At 62.8% G+C, this 16,362-nt stretch carries 15 protein-coding genes; 8 read left to right on the top strand and 7 right to left on the bottom strand.

Going from position 1 to position 16,362, the window contains the following annotated elements; genetic code table 11:
- Positions 1–101: 101 nt before the first annotated feature.
- Positions 102–1,280 (bottom strand): mannose-6-phosphate isomerase, encoded by a 1,179-nt coding sequence (gene manA, locus ACK3SD_RS09075; protein ID WP_481125254.1) that lies wholly within the window; start codon positions 1,278–1,280, stop codon positions 102–104.
- A gap of 238 nt (positions 1,281–1,518) precedes the next feature.
- Between manA and fumC the strand changes: the two genes are divergently transcribed.
- Positions 1,519–2,916: a class II fumarate hydratase gene (fumC, locus tag ACK3SD_RS09070; protein WP_481125253.1), complete on the top strand. Its 1,398-nt coding sequence runs from the start codon at positions 1,519–1,521 to the stop codon at positions 2,914–2,916.
- A 57-nt stretch (positions 2,917–2,973) separates the two neighbouring features.
- Here the strand turns inward: fumC and tus are convergent, their stop codons facing one another.
- Positions 2,974–3,912, bottom strand: a complete 939-nt coding sequence (tus, locus tag ACK3SD_RS09065) for a DNA replication terminus site-binding protein (RefSeq protein WP_481125252.1) — start codon at positions 3,910–3,912, stop codon at positions 2,974–2,976.
- 135 nt (positions 3,913–4,047) lie between these two features.
- Entirely contained in the window at positions 4,048–5,292 is a 1,245-nt protein-coding gene (locus ACK3SD_RS09060) for an MFS transporter (RefSeq protein WP_481127525.1), read from the bottom strand.
- A 191-nt stretch (positions 5,293–5,483) separates the two neighbouring features.
- On the opposite strand from ACK3SD_RS09060, the gene ACK3SD_RS09055 reads away from it, so the two are divergent.
- From ACK3SD_RS09055 to ACK3SD_RS09040, 4 genes are all read left to right on the top strand, one after another.
- Positions 5,484–6,395, top strand: coding sequence for a LysR substrate-binding domain-containing protein (locus ACK3SD_RS09055; protein ID WP_137764961.1), 912 nt, complete (start codon positions 5,484–5,486; stop codon positions 6,393–6,395).
- Positions 6,396–6,523: 128 nt separating this feature from the next.
- Positions 6,524–7,741: a sugar metabolism global transcriptional regulator Mlc gene (gene mlc / locus ACK3SD_RS09050; protein ID WP_481125251.1), complete on the top strand. Its 1,218-nt coding sequence runs from the start codon at positions 6,524–6,526 to the stop codon at positions 7,739–7,741.
- A 143-nt stretch (positions 7,742–7,884) separates the two neighbouring features.
- Entirely contained in the window at positions 7,885–8,520 is a 636-nt protein-coding gene (bioD, locus tag ACK3SD_RS09045) for an ATP-dependent dethiobiotin synthetase BioD (protein WP_481125250.1), read from the top strand.
- A gap of 105 nt (positions 8,521–8,625) precedes the next feature.
- Positions 8,626–10,113 (top strand): MDR family MFS transporter, encoded by a 1,488-nt coding sequence (locus ACK3SD_RS09040; protein ID WP_481125249.1) that lies wholly within the window; start codon positions 8,626–8,628, stop codon positions 10,111–10,113.
- A 40-nt stretch (positions 10,114–10,153) separates the two neighbouring features.
- On the opposite strand, the gene ACK3SD_RS09035 is transcribed toward ACK3SD_RS09040, so the two are convergent.
- Both ACK3SD_RS09035 and ACK3SD_RS09030 read right to left on the bottom strand, forming a co-directional pair.
- Positions 10,154–10,462, bottom strand: coding sequence for a DUF1161 domain-containing protein (locus ACK3SD_RS09035; RefSeq protein WP_481125248.1), 309 nt, complete (start codon positions 10,460–10,462; stop codon positions 10,154–10,156).
- A gap of 84 nt (positions 10,463–10,546) precedes the next feature.
- A complete protein-coding gene (locus tag ACK3SD_RS09030) occupies positions 10,547–10,915 on the bottom strand; it encodes a DUF1283 family protein (RefSeq protein WP_137763242.1) in 369 nt (122 codons plus the stop codon).
- 147 nt (positions 10,916–11,062) lie between these two features.
- On the opposite strand from ACK3SD_RS09030, the gene ACK3SD_RS09025 reads away from it, so the two are divergent.
- Positions 11,063–11,389: a YnfA family protein gene (locus ACK3SD_RS09025; RefSeq protein ID WP_481125247.1), complete on the top strand. Its 327-nt coding sequence runs from the start codon at positions 11,063–11,065 to the stop codon at positions 11,387–11,389.
- Between the two features lie 30 nt (positions 11,390–11,419).
- On the opposite strand, the gene ydfG is transcribed toward ACK3SD_RS09025, so the two are convergent.
- Together ydfG and ACK3SD_RS09015 are read right to left on the bottom strand one after the other, a co-directional pair.
- Positions 11,420–12,169 (bottom strand): bifunctional NADP-dependent 3-hydroxy acid dehydrogenase/3-hydroxypropionate dehydrogenase YdfG, encoded by a 750-nt coding sequence (gene ydfG / locus ACK3SD_RS09020; protein ID WP_481125246.1) that lies wholly within the window; start codon positions 12,167–12,169, stop codon positions 11,420–11,422.
- Positions 12,170–12,242: 73 nt separating this feature from the next.
- The gene (locus tag ACK3SD_RS09015; RefSeq protein WP_481125245.1) at positions 12,243–13,700 is read right to left on the bottom strand and encodes an MFS transporter; all 1,458 of its coding nucleotides are present in this window, start codon (positions 13,698–13,700) and stop codon (positions 12,243–12,245) included.
- 529 nt (positions 13,701–14,229) lie between these two features.
- Between ACK3SD_RS09015 and guaD the strand changes: the two genes are divergently transcribed.
- Complete coding sequence (gene guaD, locus ACK3SD_RS09010) at positions 14,230–15,546, top strand: guanine deaminase (protein ID WP_481125244.1); 1,317 nt, start codon at positions 14,230–14,232, stop codon at positions 15,544–15,546.
- A 78-nt stretch (positions 15,547–15,624) separates the two neighbouring features.
- Positions 15,625–16,254, top strand: coding sequence for a TetR family transcriptional regulator C-terminal domain-containing protein (locus ACK3SD_RS09005; protein ID WP_481125243.1), 630 nt, complete (start codon positions 15,625–15,627; stop codon positions 16,252–16,254).
- Positions 16,255–16,362 lie beyond the last annotated feature (108 nt).

Below are 16,362 nucleotides of genomic sequence, written 5' to 3'. Positions count from 1 at the left end.
TTTTCCCACGGCGCCGGCGCATAAAAAAACGCCCGAAGGCGTTTTTTTGGCTGGCCCGCGGCAGAGTTTAGCAAAGAATGGGCCGGGGCGGGGGAGCGGGATCAAGACAACTGGTTGAATACCCGCGCAATCCGGCCCACGCCGCTGGCTTGCACCGGCGACTCAAAGGCGCCGATGAAGCAGGACTCGCCCGGCTTCAGCACCACCTGGTTCCCCTCATTCTCCAGCACCGCCTCGCCCTCCACGCAGAACAGGATGGCCGCGCTCTGCTGCGCCAGCGCCTGCGGCTCGGCCGAGAGATCGTGCAGGGAGAAGGCGAAATCCTCCACCGGGATCGGGAAGTTCAGCTCATGGCCGTGGCGGTGCGGCTGGGTCAGCAGCGTGTCGGCAGGCTTCGGCTCAAATTTCAGGTTGGCCATCAGCTCCGGGATGTCGATATATTTTGGCGTCAGCCCGGCGCGCAGCACGTTGTCCGAGTTGGCCATCACCTCCAGCGCCACGCCGTTCAGGTAGGCGTGCGGCGTCTCGGCGTAGAGGAACATCCCTTCGCCCGGTTGCAGGGTGATGACGTTCAGCAGCAGCGGCGAGAAGAGGCCGCTGTCATCCGGGTAGACGCCGGCGATGCTGCGGATGGCATCCCAGGTCTCGCCCTGCTGGCTGTTGAGCGCTGCCTTCAGCACCGCCAGCGCGCGCGACTTGGCCTCGCCCTGCATACTCAGCAGGCCGGTGAAGAGGGCCGCCAGGCGATCGGCGTCCGGCTGTTGCAGGAAGGCGGCGATGTCCGGGTGCGCACCGGCCACCGGTTGCAGCAGGGAGATGATGTCATTCAGCGCGCGGAAGCCGTTCAGCGCCTGGAACGGGGTCAGGGCGAACACCAGCTCCGGCTTGTGGTTGGCGTCCTTGTAGTTGCGCTCGGCGGCGTCCAGCGGAATGCCGGCCTCATTCTCCTTCGCGTAGCCCACCTCGGCGGCGGCCTTGCTCGGATGCACCTGGATGGAGAGCGGCTGGTCAGCGCACAGCACCTTGAACAGGAACGGCAGTTCGCCAAAGCGATCCGCCACCGCCTGGCCGAGCCAGTGGGCTGGGTCAGCGTCAATCACCTCGCGCAGCGCGCGGCGTTGCCCCTGCTCATCAACAATCTCGGAACTGCTTTTGGGGTGCGCGCCCATCCACAGCTCGGCCATCGGCTTGCCCTGCGGATTAGCAATACCATACAGGCGGGTCAGCGCGTCGGGGCTGCCCCAGGCATAGTTCTGAACCGCATTGTGCATCTTTTGCATGTGGCTATCCTGCTCATGAAAAATATAGAAAGGGGCCGGGGAGATCCCGGCAATCAGCAAAATTTTGGTTAGTTAACAATGGCAACGGGTGATTATCAATAAGGAAAGTCTAATAAATGAGGCTGTATCTCATTATCGTGCGCTTTTCTGTGTCAATATAGGGTGTTGTGCCGAGGGCAGCCTGGGTGCGCCCGGCGGCACACTCACTATCTGTGCTATGCATCTTAAGGAGAAAGTAATGGCAGCCACTCGCATTGAAAAAGACTCAATGGGGCCGATTGAAGTTCCTGCGGAACAACTGTGGGGCGCACAAACCCAGCGTTCATTAGAGCATTTCCGCATTTCCACGGAGAAAATGCCCACCGCGCTGATCAACGCTCTGGCGCAAACCAAGCGCGCCGCCGCCACGGTAAACATGGATTTGGGCCTGCTGCCCGCAGAACGCGGCAATGCGATCCTGCAAGCCGCTGATGAAGTGCTGGCCGGTAAACATGGTCAGGAATTCCCGCTCTCTGTCTGGCAGACCGGTTCCGGCACCCAGACTAACATGAACATGAACGAAGTGCTGGCCAACCGCGCCAGCGAGCTGCTGGGCGGCGAGCGCGGCAACAGCCGTCTGGTGCACCCAAACGATGACGTCAACAAGAGCCAAAGCTCCAATGACGTCTTCCCGACAGCCATGCACGTGGCGGCCGTGGTCGCACTGCGCGAACACCTGCTGCCGCAGCTGGAAACCCTGCAAAACACCCTGGCGCAGAAGGCCGAGGCGTTCAAGGACATCGTCAAGATTGGCCGTACCCACCTGCAAGACGCCACCCCGCTGACGCTGGGGCAGGAGATCTCTGGCTGGGTGACGATGCTGGCCTACAGCCAGAAGCACATTGAGGCGGCGATCCCGCACCTGTGCGAACTGGCGCTGGGCGGCACCGCCGTCGGCACTGGCCTGAACACCCACCCGGAGTATGCCGAGCGCGTGGCCAAGGCCATCGCCGAGCTGACCGGCCAGCCGTTCGTCACCGCGCCGAACAAATTCGAGGCGCTGGCGACCTGTGACGCGCTGGTGCATGGCCACGGCGCGCTGAAAGGTCTGGCGGCCTCGCTGATGAAGATCGCCAACGACGTGCGCTGGCTGGCCTCCGGCCCACGCTGCGGCATCGGCGAGATCTCCATCCCAGAGAACGAGCCGGGTAGCTCCATCATGCCGGGCAAGGTCAACCCGACCCAGTGCGAAGCGATGACCATGCTCTGCGCGCAGGTGATGGGCAACGACGTGGCGGTCAACATTGGCGGCGCGTCCGGCAACTTCGAGCTGAATGTCTTCCGTCCGATGGTGATCCACAACTTCCTGCAATCCATCCGCCTGCTGGCGGACGGCATGGAGGGCTTCAATGAGCACTGTGCGGTGGGCATCGAGCCGAACCGCGATCGCATCAGCCAGCTGCTGAATGAGTCGCTGATGCTGGTGACGGCGCTCAACACCCACATCGGCTACGACAAGGCGGCTGAGATTGCCAAGCAGGCGCACAAAGAGGGTCTGACCCTGAAGGCGTCGGCGCTGAAGCTGGGTTATCTCACCGAAGCGCAGTTCGATGAGTGGGTGCGCCCGGAAGAGATGGTCGGCAGCATGAAACGCTAAGCCCGCTCCCGGCAGCAAAAAGCCAGCGCATGCGCTGGCTTTTTTTATCCCTGCCGCTTAGACGCGATGGTCGGTATAGAGGTGCAGGCGCGGGATCACCAGATGCAGCGGCTGCGCCGCCGGGCGGTACTTGTGCTTGATGGCGTTGACGTCATAGTCCGGCAACTCGCCCAGTTTCGGCGTCTTCACCTGCTTGCCGACCCGCTCGCACAGGGTGATCAGCGGCATCGGGCAGGGGTGCTGCACCTGCTTCTGCTCCGCCGGATACCAAGCGCGGGCGATCGGCTGCACCTTCACTGGCCGGCGGATCTTCAGCGCCGCCTTCTCCGGCAGGCGCATGATGTCATTGATCTCGCGCGTCACATGCTCGGCCCACTGCTCACGCGTGTAGGGGGCAACGGCGCGCCCGGCCTTCAGGCTGCGGTTCAGCTGATCAACAATCTCCTCGCGCGTCACGTTCTTGATGATCTGCTTGTTCGCCCAGCCAAAGCGCACCGAGCCGGGGTTGAGCAGGTAGGTGACGGAGCGGTAGGCGTTGAGGGTGATGAGTCCGCGCAGGTGGGTGTGGACAAACTCAAAGCGCTGCTCGCGCTCCAGCCCGGACTCCACGGTGACGATATGCTCCAGCTCCGCCTTCAGTTTGTTCACCTCCTCAATCAGCAACTGTGCCGCCTGGCGCTCATCCGGTGAGACGGCGTAGCAGAGCACCCCCGGCAGGCGTACCGCCGATTTGCTGCTGATGTGTTCGGCGTTGTCCTGGATAAACAGCCGGCGGAAGTGTTGCAGCGCGCGCTGGTGGGCAACGTCGCCCACCAGTGGGGTGACGGCGATCTGGTCGAGCGGATCATTCTCCTTGCCTTTCTCTATCTCCGGCAGCACAAACACCCGCGCATCCAGCCGCTCCAGCTTGCCCAAAAGATGGGTGAGGTCATCCAGCGCCAGTTCAAGTTCGTGAAAGCATTCATTCATGCGTTCTATAAGCTCGTAGTTACTCATTCACCCCTCCTAGTAGTTACAACATACTTTATAACGCATAAAAAACAGGCTGGCTACCTGAAATTCTGTGTTTTGTGCGTCAGCAGGAAAAAATGCGCACCGGGCGCAAGAGGCCCGGTGCGCGGAGGGAAGGGATCAGGCCGGCAGGCGCTTCTCCGGCAGGCTCTTGAGCCGCCAGCCGACGGCCAGGCCCACCAGCAGCATCAGGCTGATGTAGCCGACCACGCCCAGCCAGCCAAAGTTGTGCCAGAAGACGCCGCCAAAGGTGCCGGCCACGCTGGAGCCTGCGTAGTAACAGAACAGGTAGAGCGAGGAGGCCTGTCCCTTGGCGCGGCGCGCGCGGCGGCCAATCCAGGCGCTGGCGACCGAGTGGGCGGCAAAGAAACCGCCCGTCACCAGCACCATGCCAGCCAGGATCACCGGCACCGGGTTAAAGGCAGTCAGCAGGATGCCCACCAGCATCATGCCAATCGCGCCGAGCAGCACTGGCCCGCGGCCATAGCGGGTGGAGAGCAAACCCGCCTTCGGCGAACTGTAGGTGCCCATCAGGTAGACGATCGACAGGATGCCGACGATCGCCTGGCTCAGGTGGTAGGGCTGCGCCAGCAGGCGGTAGCCGATGTAGTTAAACAGCGTAACGAAGCTGCCCATGATGACAAAGCCCTCCACGAACAGCAGCGGCAGGCCAGCGTCGCGGAAGTGCAGGCGAATGTTGATCAGCAGATTGCGCGGACGCATTGAGGCAGGGCGGAAGTGCTTCGACGCTGGCAGGATGCGCCAGAACATCAGCGCTGCGCCGAGGGCGAACAGACCGACCACGCCAATCGCCACTCGCCAGGAGAAGAAGTCAGAGAGCACGCCCGTCACCAGACGGCCACTCATGCCACCGATGGAGTTACCGCTGATATACAGCCCCATCGAGAAAGCCACCACGCTCGGGTGGATCTCCTCGCTTAGGTAGGTCATCGCCACCGCCGCCACGCCACTCAAGGCCAGCCCCACCAGCGCGCGCATCAGCAGGATGCCGTCCCAGCTGGTCATCACCGCGCAGATCAGCGTACAGACCGCCGCCAGCAACAGCGCCACCACCATCACCGGCTTGCGGCCCACGGCGTCCGAGAGCGGGCCAGTAAACATCAGCCCGATCGCCAGCAACCCGGTCGAGGCCGACAGCGACAGGCTGCTGCTGGCTGGCGAGATGCCAAAGTCATGGGAGAGCAGCGGCAAAATCGGCTGGACGCAGTAGAGCAGGGCGAAGGTTGCCAGCCCGGCCGAGAACAGCGCCAGCGTCACGCGGATGAATTGCGGCGTCCCACGCTTGATAAAGGGCGTCGTCGGGCGCGGCGAGGCGATTTTCAGGGCACGGGATAAGGTCGGCAGTGAGGGTTGTTGATGCGCAGCGTCACTGTCATTGGCTGCATCGCTCGCACGGTGGTCATTCGCAGAGCGTTGGGGGCTGGTCACGGGTAATCCTTATGTTGGGGGAGTCATACAGGTGTAACAAAATCATAGGCAGGTCACATTTTTCTGTCTAATATATTAATCATTGCAATTGATACTTTAAAAATATGATGAACATTGAACTGCGCCATTTGCGTTACTTCATCGCGGTGGCAGAAGAGTTGCACTTTGGCCGGGCGGCAGAGCGGCTGCGCATCTCACAGCCGCCGCTGAGCCTGCAAATCCAGACACTGGAGCAGCAAATCGGTGCCACATTGCTCTCCCGGACGAACCGCAGCGTCAGCCTGACACAGGCGGGCGAGCAATTTTTGCGTGATGCTTACCAGATTCTGGCGCAGGTCAATGATGCGGCGGAGAAGGCGGCGCGCATCCACCGGGGGGAGGTGGGGGAGCTGACCATCGGGTTCACCTCCTCCTCGCCCTTTATCGGCAGCATTTCGCGCAGCCTGCGCCGCTTCCGCCAGATGCACCCCCATGTGCATATCCAGATGGAGGAGCTGAACACCAAGCAGCAGATTGGCCCGCTGTTGGAGGGAAAACTCGATCTCGGCGTGATGCGCAACACCGTGCTGCCGGAGGCGCTGCACTACCAGTTGATGCTGCGCGAGCCGCTGGTGGCGGTACTGCCGGAGGATCACCCGCTGGCGGCCGGCGAACCGGCGGCGCTGGATGTGCAGGCGCTGGCGGATCAGCCATTTGTCTTCTTCTCGCGGCTGGTTGGCACCGCACTCTATGATGAGATCCTTGACCTGCTGGCAGAGGCGGGCATTCGCCCCTTCATCACCCAGGAGGTGGGCGAGGCGATGACCATCATCGGGCTGGTCTCCTCGGGGCTGGGCGTTTCCATCCTGCCGGCCTCCTTCATGCGCCTGAAGATCAGCGGCGTGCGCTATATCCCGCTGGCTGACCCGCGCTTCGCTACCCAAGTGTGGCTGGTGAGCCACGCGCGCCGGCCGTTGACCGCACCCGCCCAAGCGCTGCTGGATCTCCTGCTGGAAGATCGCGGGCTGCTGGCCAAATAGAGGCTTTCACGCCGGGAATCTGTGCGGCGAATCACATAAACAATCAAATGGTTGCCGTCTTATTCCCAAACGCCCGACATGTCGAATATGATTTATTTCGAGGCGCGAAAAATTTCAGGAGCAAGTAAGTGATTGTCGACGGGCTACCCGGGCATATCGATCAGATTAAGCAGACCAATGCAGGCACGGTATACCGGCTGATAGACCAGTTTGGCCCCATTTCACGCATTGAACTCTCCAAACGGGCGCAACTCGCGCCAGCCAGCATCACCAAAATTGTCCGTGAACTGCTGGAGGCCCATCTGGTACAGGAGACGGAGTTCCAGGAGCCGGGTAGCCGTGGGCGGCCGGCGGTAGGGCTGATGCTGGACACTGAGGCGTGGCACTTCCTCTCCGGGCGCATCGGCCCCGGCCACCTGACGCTGGCGCTGCGCGACTTGAGCAGCCGGCTGGTGGTGGAGGAGCAGGTCTCCCTGCCAGCCACCGGCGATTTGCCGCTGCTGGAGTGCCTGCTGCGTGCCATCGATCACTTCTTTATCCGCCACCAGCCGCGGCTGGAGCGCCTGACCGCCATCGCCATCACCACGCCGGGCATCATCGACGCCCCGGCCGGGGTGATCCATCGTATGCCGTTCTACTCGGAGATGGAGCTGCCGCTTGGCCCGGCGCTGGCGCAGCGCACCGGGGTGCCGGTCTATTTGCAGCATGACATCGGCGCCTGGACCATGGCCGAGGCGCTGTATGGTGCCTCGCGCGGCTCGCAGAATGTGATTCAGTTGGTGATTGACTACAACGTCGGCGCGGGCGTGATCACCGGCGGGCGGGTGCTGCACAGTGGCAGCCGCAGCGTGGCGGAGATTGGGCATGTGCAGGTCGATCCCTACGGCAAGCGCTGCTACTGTGGCAACCACGGCTGTCTGGAGACGGTGGCGAGCATTGAGAACATGCTGGAGCTGGCGCGCCAGCGGTTGAGCGTCTCGATGAGCTCACAGCTGCACGCCATGCCGCTGACGGTGGAGTCGCTGTGCGACGCGGCGATGGCGGGCGACCAGCTGGCGCGCGACGTGATTCTGGACGTGGGCAATAGCGTTGGCCGCATTCTGGCGATCATGGTCAACCTGTTCAACCCAGACAAAATCCTGATTGGCTCGCCGCTGAACCGCGCCGCGGCCATCCTGCACCCGGCGATCATGGGCTGCATCCGCCAGCAATCCCTGCCGGCCTACAGCGCGCCGCTGGCGCTGGAGGCGACCCGCTTCCAGAATCAGGGCACCATGCCGGGCGCGGCGCTGATCAAGGATGCGCTCTACAACGGCTCGCTGCTGGTCAAGCTGTTGCAGGGCTGACCCCGCCCGGATCATATTTGTCTCAGTTATGGATACTCACCAAACAAAACCTTGAGCTATCTCAAGGTCTCCCCACCGCCACCCCCTAGACTGGCCCGATAGCGCGGCCTGTGCCGCTTTACTGCTCAAGGGAGCGAGAACTCATGACAGCACTTTTTGTCACCGGCACCGACAGGGATGTCGGCAAAACCATTGTTTCACGTGCGCTGGTTCAGGCGCTGACGGCGCAGGGGCAGCGCGCGGTGAGCTACACGCCGCTGGCGCTGAGTGCCGCCGCGCGTGGCCTGAACGCCAGCATGGCGCAACCAGAGGAGGCGCAGCCGCTCCTGGTGCTGGATGGCGAGGAGATCTACGCCCACCCGCCAGAACCGGCGCTGTTTGAGCGCTTCAGCGCCGGGCTGACCGCGCGAAAGGCACTGGCCGACCGCGTGGTGGTGGAGGGGTGCGGCGGCTGGCGGCTGATGTTGGACGAGACGCGACGCTACGCGGATTGGGTGCGGGCGCAACAGTTGCCGGTGGTGCTGGTGGTGGGCATCAAGCAGGGCTGCATCAGCCACGCGCTGCTGACCGCCGAGGCGATCGTGCGGGATGGCCTGCCGCTGGTGGGCTGGGTGGCGAACCGCATCAACCCCTGTCTGGCGCACTATGCCGAAACCATCCACCTGCTGTGCCGCAATATTGACGCGCCGCTGCTGGGCGAGATTCCCTACCTGCCGCACGCGGAGCGCCGCGAGCTGGGGCATCTGCTCGACCTCAGCCCGCTCGCCGTACCACGCTGATCGCCATTTTGGCATACCCTTCGCAAAAATCGCCGCACGCCCCGCCGGGTGGGCGGCGGGCTGATATACTGAGGCAGTAAACAAAACAGCAAATTGCGAAGGTGTATGAAACAGACTCTCCCACCGGATCGGGTTCCCCATCGTTCCCTTATCTTGATTGCCTGTATGCTGGCGATGTTCATGGCGGCGATTGAAGTGACCATCGTCGCCACCGCCATGCCCACCATCATTGGCGAGCTGGGCGGCTTCCCGCTGCTGGGCTGGGTGTTTGCCGTCTACCTGCTGACCCAGGCGGTCAGCGTACCGATCTATGGTCGGCTGGCCGATCTCTATGGCTGCCGACGGATGTTCTTTATCGGTACGCTGGTCTTCCTGCTTGGCTCGGTGCTGTGCGGCTTCGCGCCCTCAATGATCTGGCTGATCGTCTTCCGCGCGTTGCAGGGGCTGGGGGGCGGGGCGATCATGCCGATTGCCTCAACCATCATTGCCAACGTCTACTCCCCGGTGGAGCGCGCCAAGGTACAGGGTTACCTGTCGAGCGTCTGGGGCATCTCGGCGATTGTCGGGCCGCTGATGGGGGCATTTATTGTCGAGCACTTCAACTGGGCGCTGGTGTTCTGGATCAACGTGCCGATTGGCGTGGTGGCGATGGCGATGCTGGCGCGCTATCTGCCAGCGGCGCAGGCTGGGCGGCAACACAGCCTGGATCTGGCGGGCACCGGCTGGCTGACGCTGGCGGTCTCGGCGCTGCTATTGGCGCTGTTGCAGGCGGAGGCGCTGGGCTGGATGACCGGGGCGCTGCTGCTGGTGGCCATCGGCAGTGCGGTGATGTTGGTGCGGCAGGAGCGGCGCACCGCCGAGCCGCTGTTCCCGCTGGCGCTGTGGCGCAGCCGGGTGATTGTCGCTGGCAACATTGGCGGGCTGGTGATGGGCGCGGTACTGATGGGCATCAGCGCCTTCCTGCCGACCTTTGTGCAGGGGGTGATGGGCGGATCGCCGCTGGAGGCTGGCTCGACGCTGGCGCTGGTTTCGATTGGCTGGCCGCTCGCCAGCACCCTCAGTGGTCGGCTGATGCTGGTCACCTCCTACCGTTTTACCGCGCTGTGCGGCGCGCTGCTGATGATCGCTGGCAGCCTGCTGCTGCTGTTGGTGCAGCCAGAGCAGACGCTATGGTGGGCGCGGCTGGCGGCTTTCACCCTCGGGGCGGGCATGGGGCTGAGCAACACCACCTTTTTGGTGGCGGTGCAGAATGCCGCCGACGCCTCGATCCGGGGCATCGCCACCGCCTCCACCATGTTTTCACGGCTGATTGGTTCAGCGCTTGGCACCGCGTTGTTGGGTGCGACGCTCAATCTCAGCCTGCAACGGCAGTTGCCGGGGGTGGCCGATCCGGTACAGCAGCTGATGGAGGGGCCACAGCGTGACGCGCTGGGCAACGGCCAATTGCAGGGGCTGATGGAGGGTGTAGCGACGGCGCTACACGGGGTGTTTATGGTGTCGGCGGGAATGGCGTTGCTGACGCTGCTGGCGGTGTGGCTGATGCCAGCCAGCCAGCGGCCAGCCGAGCCGGAGGCGCAGGGGAGCCGCCCCTGAGCAGAGGCAAAAGAGAGGCGCCCTGCGGCGCCTCTCTTCATTACTGGGCGGGCGCGGCATCCTGACTGGTGCCGGTCTGCGGGTTGGCGGTGGCGGCCGCATCGCTGCTGCCATCGCCGGTCTTGCTGTAAACAATTTTCTGTGTGTCGTTCTCACAATGGCCGACAACCTGTCCGCCAGCCTGCTCGACCTGATCGTTCGGGACAATATCCAGGGTAAAGCCCGACTCAGGCACGCCGTTATTGATGATCTTTTGGGTAATGTCCGCTTTCACGCTCTCGCATGAGGCTTGCGCTGCCAGAGGTAACAGGGCCAGCAGGGCCGCGGCAATCAGTGGTGATCTCTTCATCATTCCATCCTTTAGCAAAGCCAGTCCGGGGTATCGCGCTCGCAGCCAATGCCCCCGCCATCGAAAAGTTGCCTACCTGGGGCCTTACGGCAGAATCTGGCGGCCAGTGCGACGATCCAGACAGCGCTCAGTGTTCGGTTCCCAATAGGCATTCAGGTTCATGCTCTTGTCACAGCTTTCGCGCTGGTCAATGGCGGTGTCGAACTTGTCGAACTCCTTCTCGGCACGGTTGTTGACTTTTTTGCGCAACATCCGGGTATCATCCCACTGCTCTTTGTTCTGGCGCGCCTCCTCATTGGAGAGGGCATTGTCGCCATTGCCGTTGAAAATACAGGTGCCGCTGGCGCAGTTGGTCGCGGCCACGGCCGGTGCCTGCCAGACGGCAAACAGGGCTGCCAGCGCAATCGGCGCGAGGAGTCGCCACCGAGGGATCATGGGTTCAGTCATTTTCATATCCTTATCAGTGATTCGCCGCAGGCTTCACCTGTGCGGTCAACAGGGTGCCCCGCAGATCCGGGGTACGCTCTAATTATAACACTCCACCTCCTGCTGGGCAGTGGCGCTGCCTGCGGGTTTAGGGATGATTGAAGGAGAAATCCGGTGCTCAACACCACATTGCTGTTCTTCGCCACCGCGCTGGCGGAGATTGTGGGCTGTTTTTTGCCCTACCTCTGGCTAAAAAAAGCGGCCAGCGTCTGGCTACTGCTACCGGCGGCGCTTAGCCTGATGCTGTTTGTCTGGCTATTGACGCTGCACCCGGCGGCCAGCGGGCGGGTCTATGCCGCCTATGGCGGGGTCTACGTCTGCACGGCTCTGGTCTGGCTGCGGCTGGTGGATGGGGTGCGGCTGGGGGTGACGGACTGGCTGGGCGCGCTGGTGGCGCTGGCCGGGATGCTGATCATCGTCTCCGGCTGGCGCGGCGCGTAAAGCGCGGGGCAGTGAGGCCCCGCACCGGCGTTACCCTTCGCGGTGGATATTCAGCGCGGAGAAGGATTGGCTGACCGGCATGATCTCCAGCCGGTTGATATTGACGTGTGCTGGCAGGGTGCTGCACCAGTAGACGGACTCGGCAATGTCCTCCGGCATCAGCGGGTTGGCGTTGTCGTAGGTCTTGCTGGCTTTCTCATCATCGCCCTTGAAACGGACGTTGGAGAACTCGGTGCCGCCCACCAGACCTGGCTCGATGTCGGTCACGCGCACTGCGGTGCCCGCCAGATCGGCGCGCAGGTTGAGGCTGAACTGCTTAACAAACGCCTTGGTCGCGCCATAGACGTTGCCGCCCGGATAGGGCCAGCTACCGGCAATCGATCCCATGTTGATCACGTGGCCGCGCTGGCGCTCCACCATGCCCGGCAGCAGGGCGCGGGTCATGAACACCAGCCCCTTGGTGTTGGTGTCAATCATCGTCTCCCAGTCATCGCTATTGGCGCGGTGCGCTGGCTCCAGCCCCAGCGCCAGACCGGCGTTGTTCACCAGCACGTCCACTTCGCGCCATGCTTCGGGCAGGCTGGCCAGCATCTCATCGATGGCGGCGCGGTCACGCACGTCGAGCTGCACCACATGCACCTGATCTCCCAATGCCTCCTTCAGCGCATCCAGACGCTCCTGACGGCGGCCAGTGGCGATCACCTTGTGGCCTTCGCGGATGAAACGGCGTGTGATGGCTTCCCCAAACCCGGCAGTCGCACCGGTAACCAGAATGATCATATCCATATTCCTCAACAAGTTATTCGCCTTGGCAGGCAACGTCTCATCATACCCGCTACAGGGCGCGTACGGCTTATTTGGAGGCCGGGGTGTTGCACGGGTTTTTGGCCTTCTCCCCGGCGCTGGCCTCCTGCAATTTTCTCTGTCGCACCTCATTCCCGGCGGCCGGGCTGAGGGTAAAGGCATCCGCCACTGCCAACAGTGCCAGCAGGCCAATCACCATAAAGGCGAAGTGGAAGGCGGTCAACGCCTCTCCGGTGGCGGCGGGCGTCAGCCACTCGCCGCTGCGCAGCGCCAGCGCGCCGATGGCGATCCCCAGCCCACTGCCGAGCTGTTGCGCCATATTCAGCAGGGTATTGGCCCCGCTCATGTGCGGCTGCGGCACTTCAGCGAAGGCCAGGGTATTGAGCGCGGTGAACTGCATTGAGCGCGTCAGGCCGCTGACGAACAGCAGCAGCACCACCAATAGCGTCGGCGTCTCCGGCGTCAGCAGCGCGCAGGCAAAGATGGTCAGGGCGTTGAGCGTGCCATTGACCCACAGGGTGGTGCGGAACGGGAAGCGGTAAAGAATGGCAGAGGTAAAGGGCTTCATCGCCAGGTTGCCGGCAAACACTGCCAGCACCAGCAGCCCGGCGCTAAAGGCGCTCATGCCAAAGGCGAGTTGGAACATCAGCGGCAGCAGGAAGGGCACCGCGCCAATTGCAATGCGGAACAGGGTGCCACCATAGAGCGTGACGGCGTAACTTTTCAGCCGCAGCGCCCACAGATCGATCAGCGGGAAGGGCGCGTTACGGGCGTGGCGCACCGCCAATACTCCCAGCAGCGCACTGCCCGCCAGACAGGCCACCGGCAGCCACAGCCGCTCAGCAGCGTGGTTGAAGAGATCCAGCCCAAACATCAGCCCAAAGCAGGCCAGCCCGCACAGCATAAAGCCGCGCACATCAAAGGGCACCGAGCGATCGCCCGTTTCATTGGGCACCAGCCGCAGGCTCAGCCAGAAGGCCACCAGCCCGAGCGGCACATTGAGCAGGAAGATCCAGTGCCAGGAGGCGTAGGTGGTAAAGAAGCCGCCGACCGCTGGCCCGAGGATCGGTGCCACCAACCCCGGCCAGGTGATGGTGGCGATGGCACGGATCAGCCCTGACTTTGGTGTATTGCGCAGCACCACCAACCGGCCGACCGGCACCATCAGCGCGCCAGCGAAGCCCTGCACCATGCGGGCGGCGGTAAAGGTCATCAGGCTGGCGCTCAGGGCGCACAGGATCGAGGCGAAGGTAAACAGCAGCAGCGCGCAGCTGAACACCCGGCGCGCGCCAAAGCGATTGGCTATCCAGCCGCTGGCCGGGATAAACACCGTCAGCGTCAGGATATAGGCGGAGACGCCAATGTTCAGGTCAACCGCCCGCACACCGAACGCCTGTGCCATCTGCGGCAGCGCGGTGACAATCACCGTGGCGTCGAGGTTCTCCATAAAAAAGGCACCGGCAACCAGCAGCGGCAGGGCCAACTCCCCGGACACTCGACCCCTCATCGCCGCCACCCTGATAACCACGCCTTGCATTCACCGGACATAGCACCGCCTTTTATAGAGTGGAAGGGTAAAAAAGAGCCTTGAGCATAGCCGATCCGCCTTTTGCGTCAACCGGTGCACAGCTGCCCATACTGCGCCCCGGCCAGCCCGCGGCAGAGCTTTATTTTTCCACCAGAAAGCCGGCCAGCAAGAGATGCGCCACCGCCAACGGACGGCAGTAAAAATGTGTCGGATTATGCCGAAAAAATTTTAGCCTCCGCCAAAATCTTAATTTCTTATCCTTGCTCACTGATGGTGCAGCATTACGCGGGCAACGCGCCCCGCGCCAAATTGCAAACGGTTGCGTTTATTGTGAGTTCCCATTCACTGCCCACCTTGTCTAAAAAGTGCCTCCCGACGTACGGGCGCTCACGCGGTTAAAGATTAGTTTTCAATGGGATGAAAAGGAAATGGCGGAGGTGGCATAACGCTTGCTGGGGAAAGATGAACCATACTCAACCATGACCATAACAACAAGAAGGGCGTCATCATGAACCAGACCGTCACCCGTGCCATTCGCGGCAACTTTTTTGACCTGACCGGCTGCGCCAGCCGACCCGAAGAGATCGCTGACCGGGTGCGCTATATCGAGGATGGCGCGCTGCTGCTGGAGGAGGGGCGGATTGTCTGGCTCGGCCAGTGGCAGGCAGCGCAGGCGCGGCTGCCGGCCGGCACGCCGGTGGAGGATTACCGCGGGAAACTGATTGTGCCCGGTTTTATCGACACCCACATCCACTACCCGCAGACCGAGATGGTCGGGGCCTATGGCGAGCAGTTGCTGGAGTGGCTGAAGAGTTACACCTTCCCGACGGAGGCGCAGTACCACTGCCCAACGCACTCGGCGGAGATGTCGCGCTTCTTCATCCGCCAATTGCTGGCGAATGGCACCACCACCGCGCTGGTGTTCGGCACCGTCCACCCGCAGTCGGTGGAGGCGCTGTTTACCGAGGCGGACGCCCACCAGATGCGCCTGATCGCTGGCAAGGTGATGATGGATCGCAACGCGCCGGAGGGGTTGCTGGAGGATGCCGACACCAGCTACCAGCAGACGCGTGAACTGATCCGCCGCTGGCATGGGCGCGGGCGGCTTGGCTACGCCCTGACGCCGCGCTTTGTGCCGACCTCTTCCCCGGAGTTGCTGACCGCCGTGCGTCGGTTGCGCGAGGAGTTCCCGGATACCTGGGTGCACACCCACCTCAGTGAGAACAGTGATGAAGTCGATTGGGTACGCGCGCTCTACCCGGATCATGCCCACTACCTCGGCGTCTACCATGACTACGGGCTGACCGGCAAAAAGAGCGTGTTTGCCCACTGCCTGCACCTGGATGAGCATGAATGGGCGTGCATGGCGCACACCGGCTCCTCGATTGCCTTCTGTCCCACCTCCAACCTGTTCCTTGGCAGCGGGCTGTTCCGGCTGAAAAAGGCGTGGGAGATGCAGGTGCGGGTGGGCATCGGCAGTGACATCGGCGCGGGCACCACCTTCAGCATCCTCTCGACGCTAGGGGAGGCGTACAAGGTGGGGCAGTTGCAGCAGTACCGGCTGTCGGCATTTGAGGCGTTCTACCACGCCACGCTGGGCGGCGCGCGCGCCCTGCACCTGGAGGAGAAGATCGGTAACTTCGAGCCGGGCAAGGAGGCGGATTTCGTGGTGCTCGACAGTCAGGCGACGCCGCTACAACGGCTGCGCGCCGCCAACAGCGGCACCCTGGCGGAGAAACTGTTTGTGCTGATGACGCTCGGTGATGACCGCAACATTCACGCCACGTGGGTGAATGGCGTGCCGGTCTATCGCGCCGGTGAATAATCCCCGCTACACTGCCGGCAGGGGCGCGCAGCCGGTTCGCCCCACCATGAGGCAACTTGCAGGGATCACGCACCACCAATGAACAGTGAAACCAATGGCCGTGGGCGGCGGGAGCAGATGCTGGAGGCGATCCGCCACGCGGCCATCAGCGAATTCAGTGAGAAGGGCTTTGCCGGGGCGACCACCCAAGCCATCGCCCAGCGCGCCGGAATGAAAAAGACCCAGCTCCACTACTACATCCAGGGCAAGGAGGAGCTGTATGAGGAGCTGCTGCAACGGGTGCTGGCGGCCTGGGCGGAGATCATCCGCTTCGACGACGCCCTGACCGAGCCGCAGGCGGTGCTCAGCCGCTACATCCGCAACAAGCTGCACTTCTCCTTCACCCAGCCGGCGCTGTCGCGCATCTTCACCAGCGAGGTGCTGGCGGGCGGGCACTATCTGGAGAAGTACTGGCCGCAGGCGCGCGAGAATATCCTGCGCAAGGAGCAGCTGATCAACCAGTGGATTGCGCAGGGGGCGCTGCGCCCGCTGGATGCGCGGCTGTTCATCATGCACATTTGGGCGATCACCCAGTACTACGCCGACTTCGCGGTGCAGGTGAAACACATGTACCACGACACCGACGCGGCCCCCGCCACCCAGGAGCACATCATCCGGGAAGTGACCGAACTGGTGCTGCGCGGCTGCCTGCCCACCACGGCCGCCTAGCCATCGGCGATTCTGGCACTGAATTTGCTTAGTTAATCAGCATTATTTGACCAGTTGTACAAATCAAATGGTCAGCCATGCTTACTGAGTAAGCGCCGCACAGGCGGC

Source organism: Chimaeribacter sp. YP20170169 (assembly GCF_056739715.1).
This window is presented reverse-complemented; position numbering and strand designations above follow the sequence as displayed.

Excerpts from the sequence above, each read along its gene's own strand:
- ACK3SD_RS09055 (WP_137764961.1), top strand. The coding sequence starts at position 5,484 with ATGAACATTGAACTGCGCCATTTGCGTTACTTCATCGCGGTGGCAGAA.
- guaD (WP_481125244.1), top strand. The coding sequence starts at position 14,230 with ATGAACCAGACCGTCACCCGTGCCATTCGCGGCAACTTTTTTGACCTG.
- ACK3SD_RS09035 (WP_481125248.1), bottom strand. The coding sequence starts at position 10,462 with ATGAAGAGATCACCACTGATTGCCGCGGCCCTGCTGGCCCTGTTACCT.
- ydfG (WP_481125246.1), bottom strand. The coding sequence starts at position 12,169 with ATGATCATTCTGGTTACCGGTGCGACTGCCGGGTTTGGGGAAGCCATC.
- ACK3SD_RS09030 (WP_137763242.1), bottom strand. The coding sequence starts at position 10,915 with ATGAAAATGACTGAACCCATGATCCCTCGGTGGCGACTCCTCGCGCCG.
- tus (WP_481125252.1), bottom strand. The coding sequence starts at position 3,912 with ATGAGTAACTACGAGCTTATAGAACGCATGAATGAATGCTTTCACGAA.
- ACK3SD_RS09040 (WP_481125249.1), top strand. The coding sequence starts at position 8,626 with ATGAAACAGACTCTCCCACCGGATCGGGTTCCCCATCGTTCCCTTATC.
- fumC (WP_481125253.1), top strand. The coding sequence starts at position 1,519 with ATGGCAGCCACTCGCATTGAAAAAGACTCAATGGGGCCGATTGAAGTT.
- ACK3SD_RS09005 (WP_481125243.1), top strand. The coding sequence starts at position 15,625 with ATGAACAGTGAAACCAATGGCCGTGGGCGGCGGGAGCAGATGCTGGAG.
- bioD (WP_481125250.1), top strand. The coding sequence starts at position 7,885 with ATGACAGCACTTTTTGTCACCGGCACCGACAGGGATGTCGGCAAAACC.
- ACK3SD_RS09015 (WP_481125245.1), bottom strand. The coding sequence starts at position 13,700 with ATGAGGGGTCGAGTGTCCGGGGAGTTGGCCCTGCCGCTGCTGGTTGCC.
- manA (WP_481125254.1), bottom strand. The coding sequence starts at position 1,280 with ATGCAAAAGATGCACAATGCGGTTCAGAACTATGCCTGGGGCAGCCCC.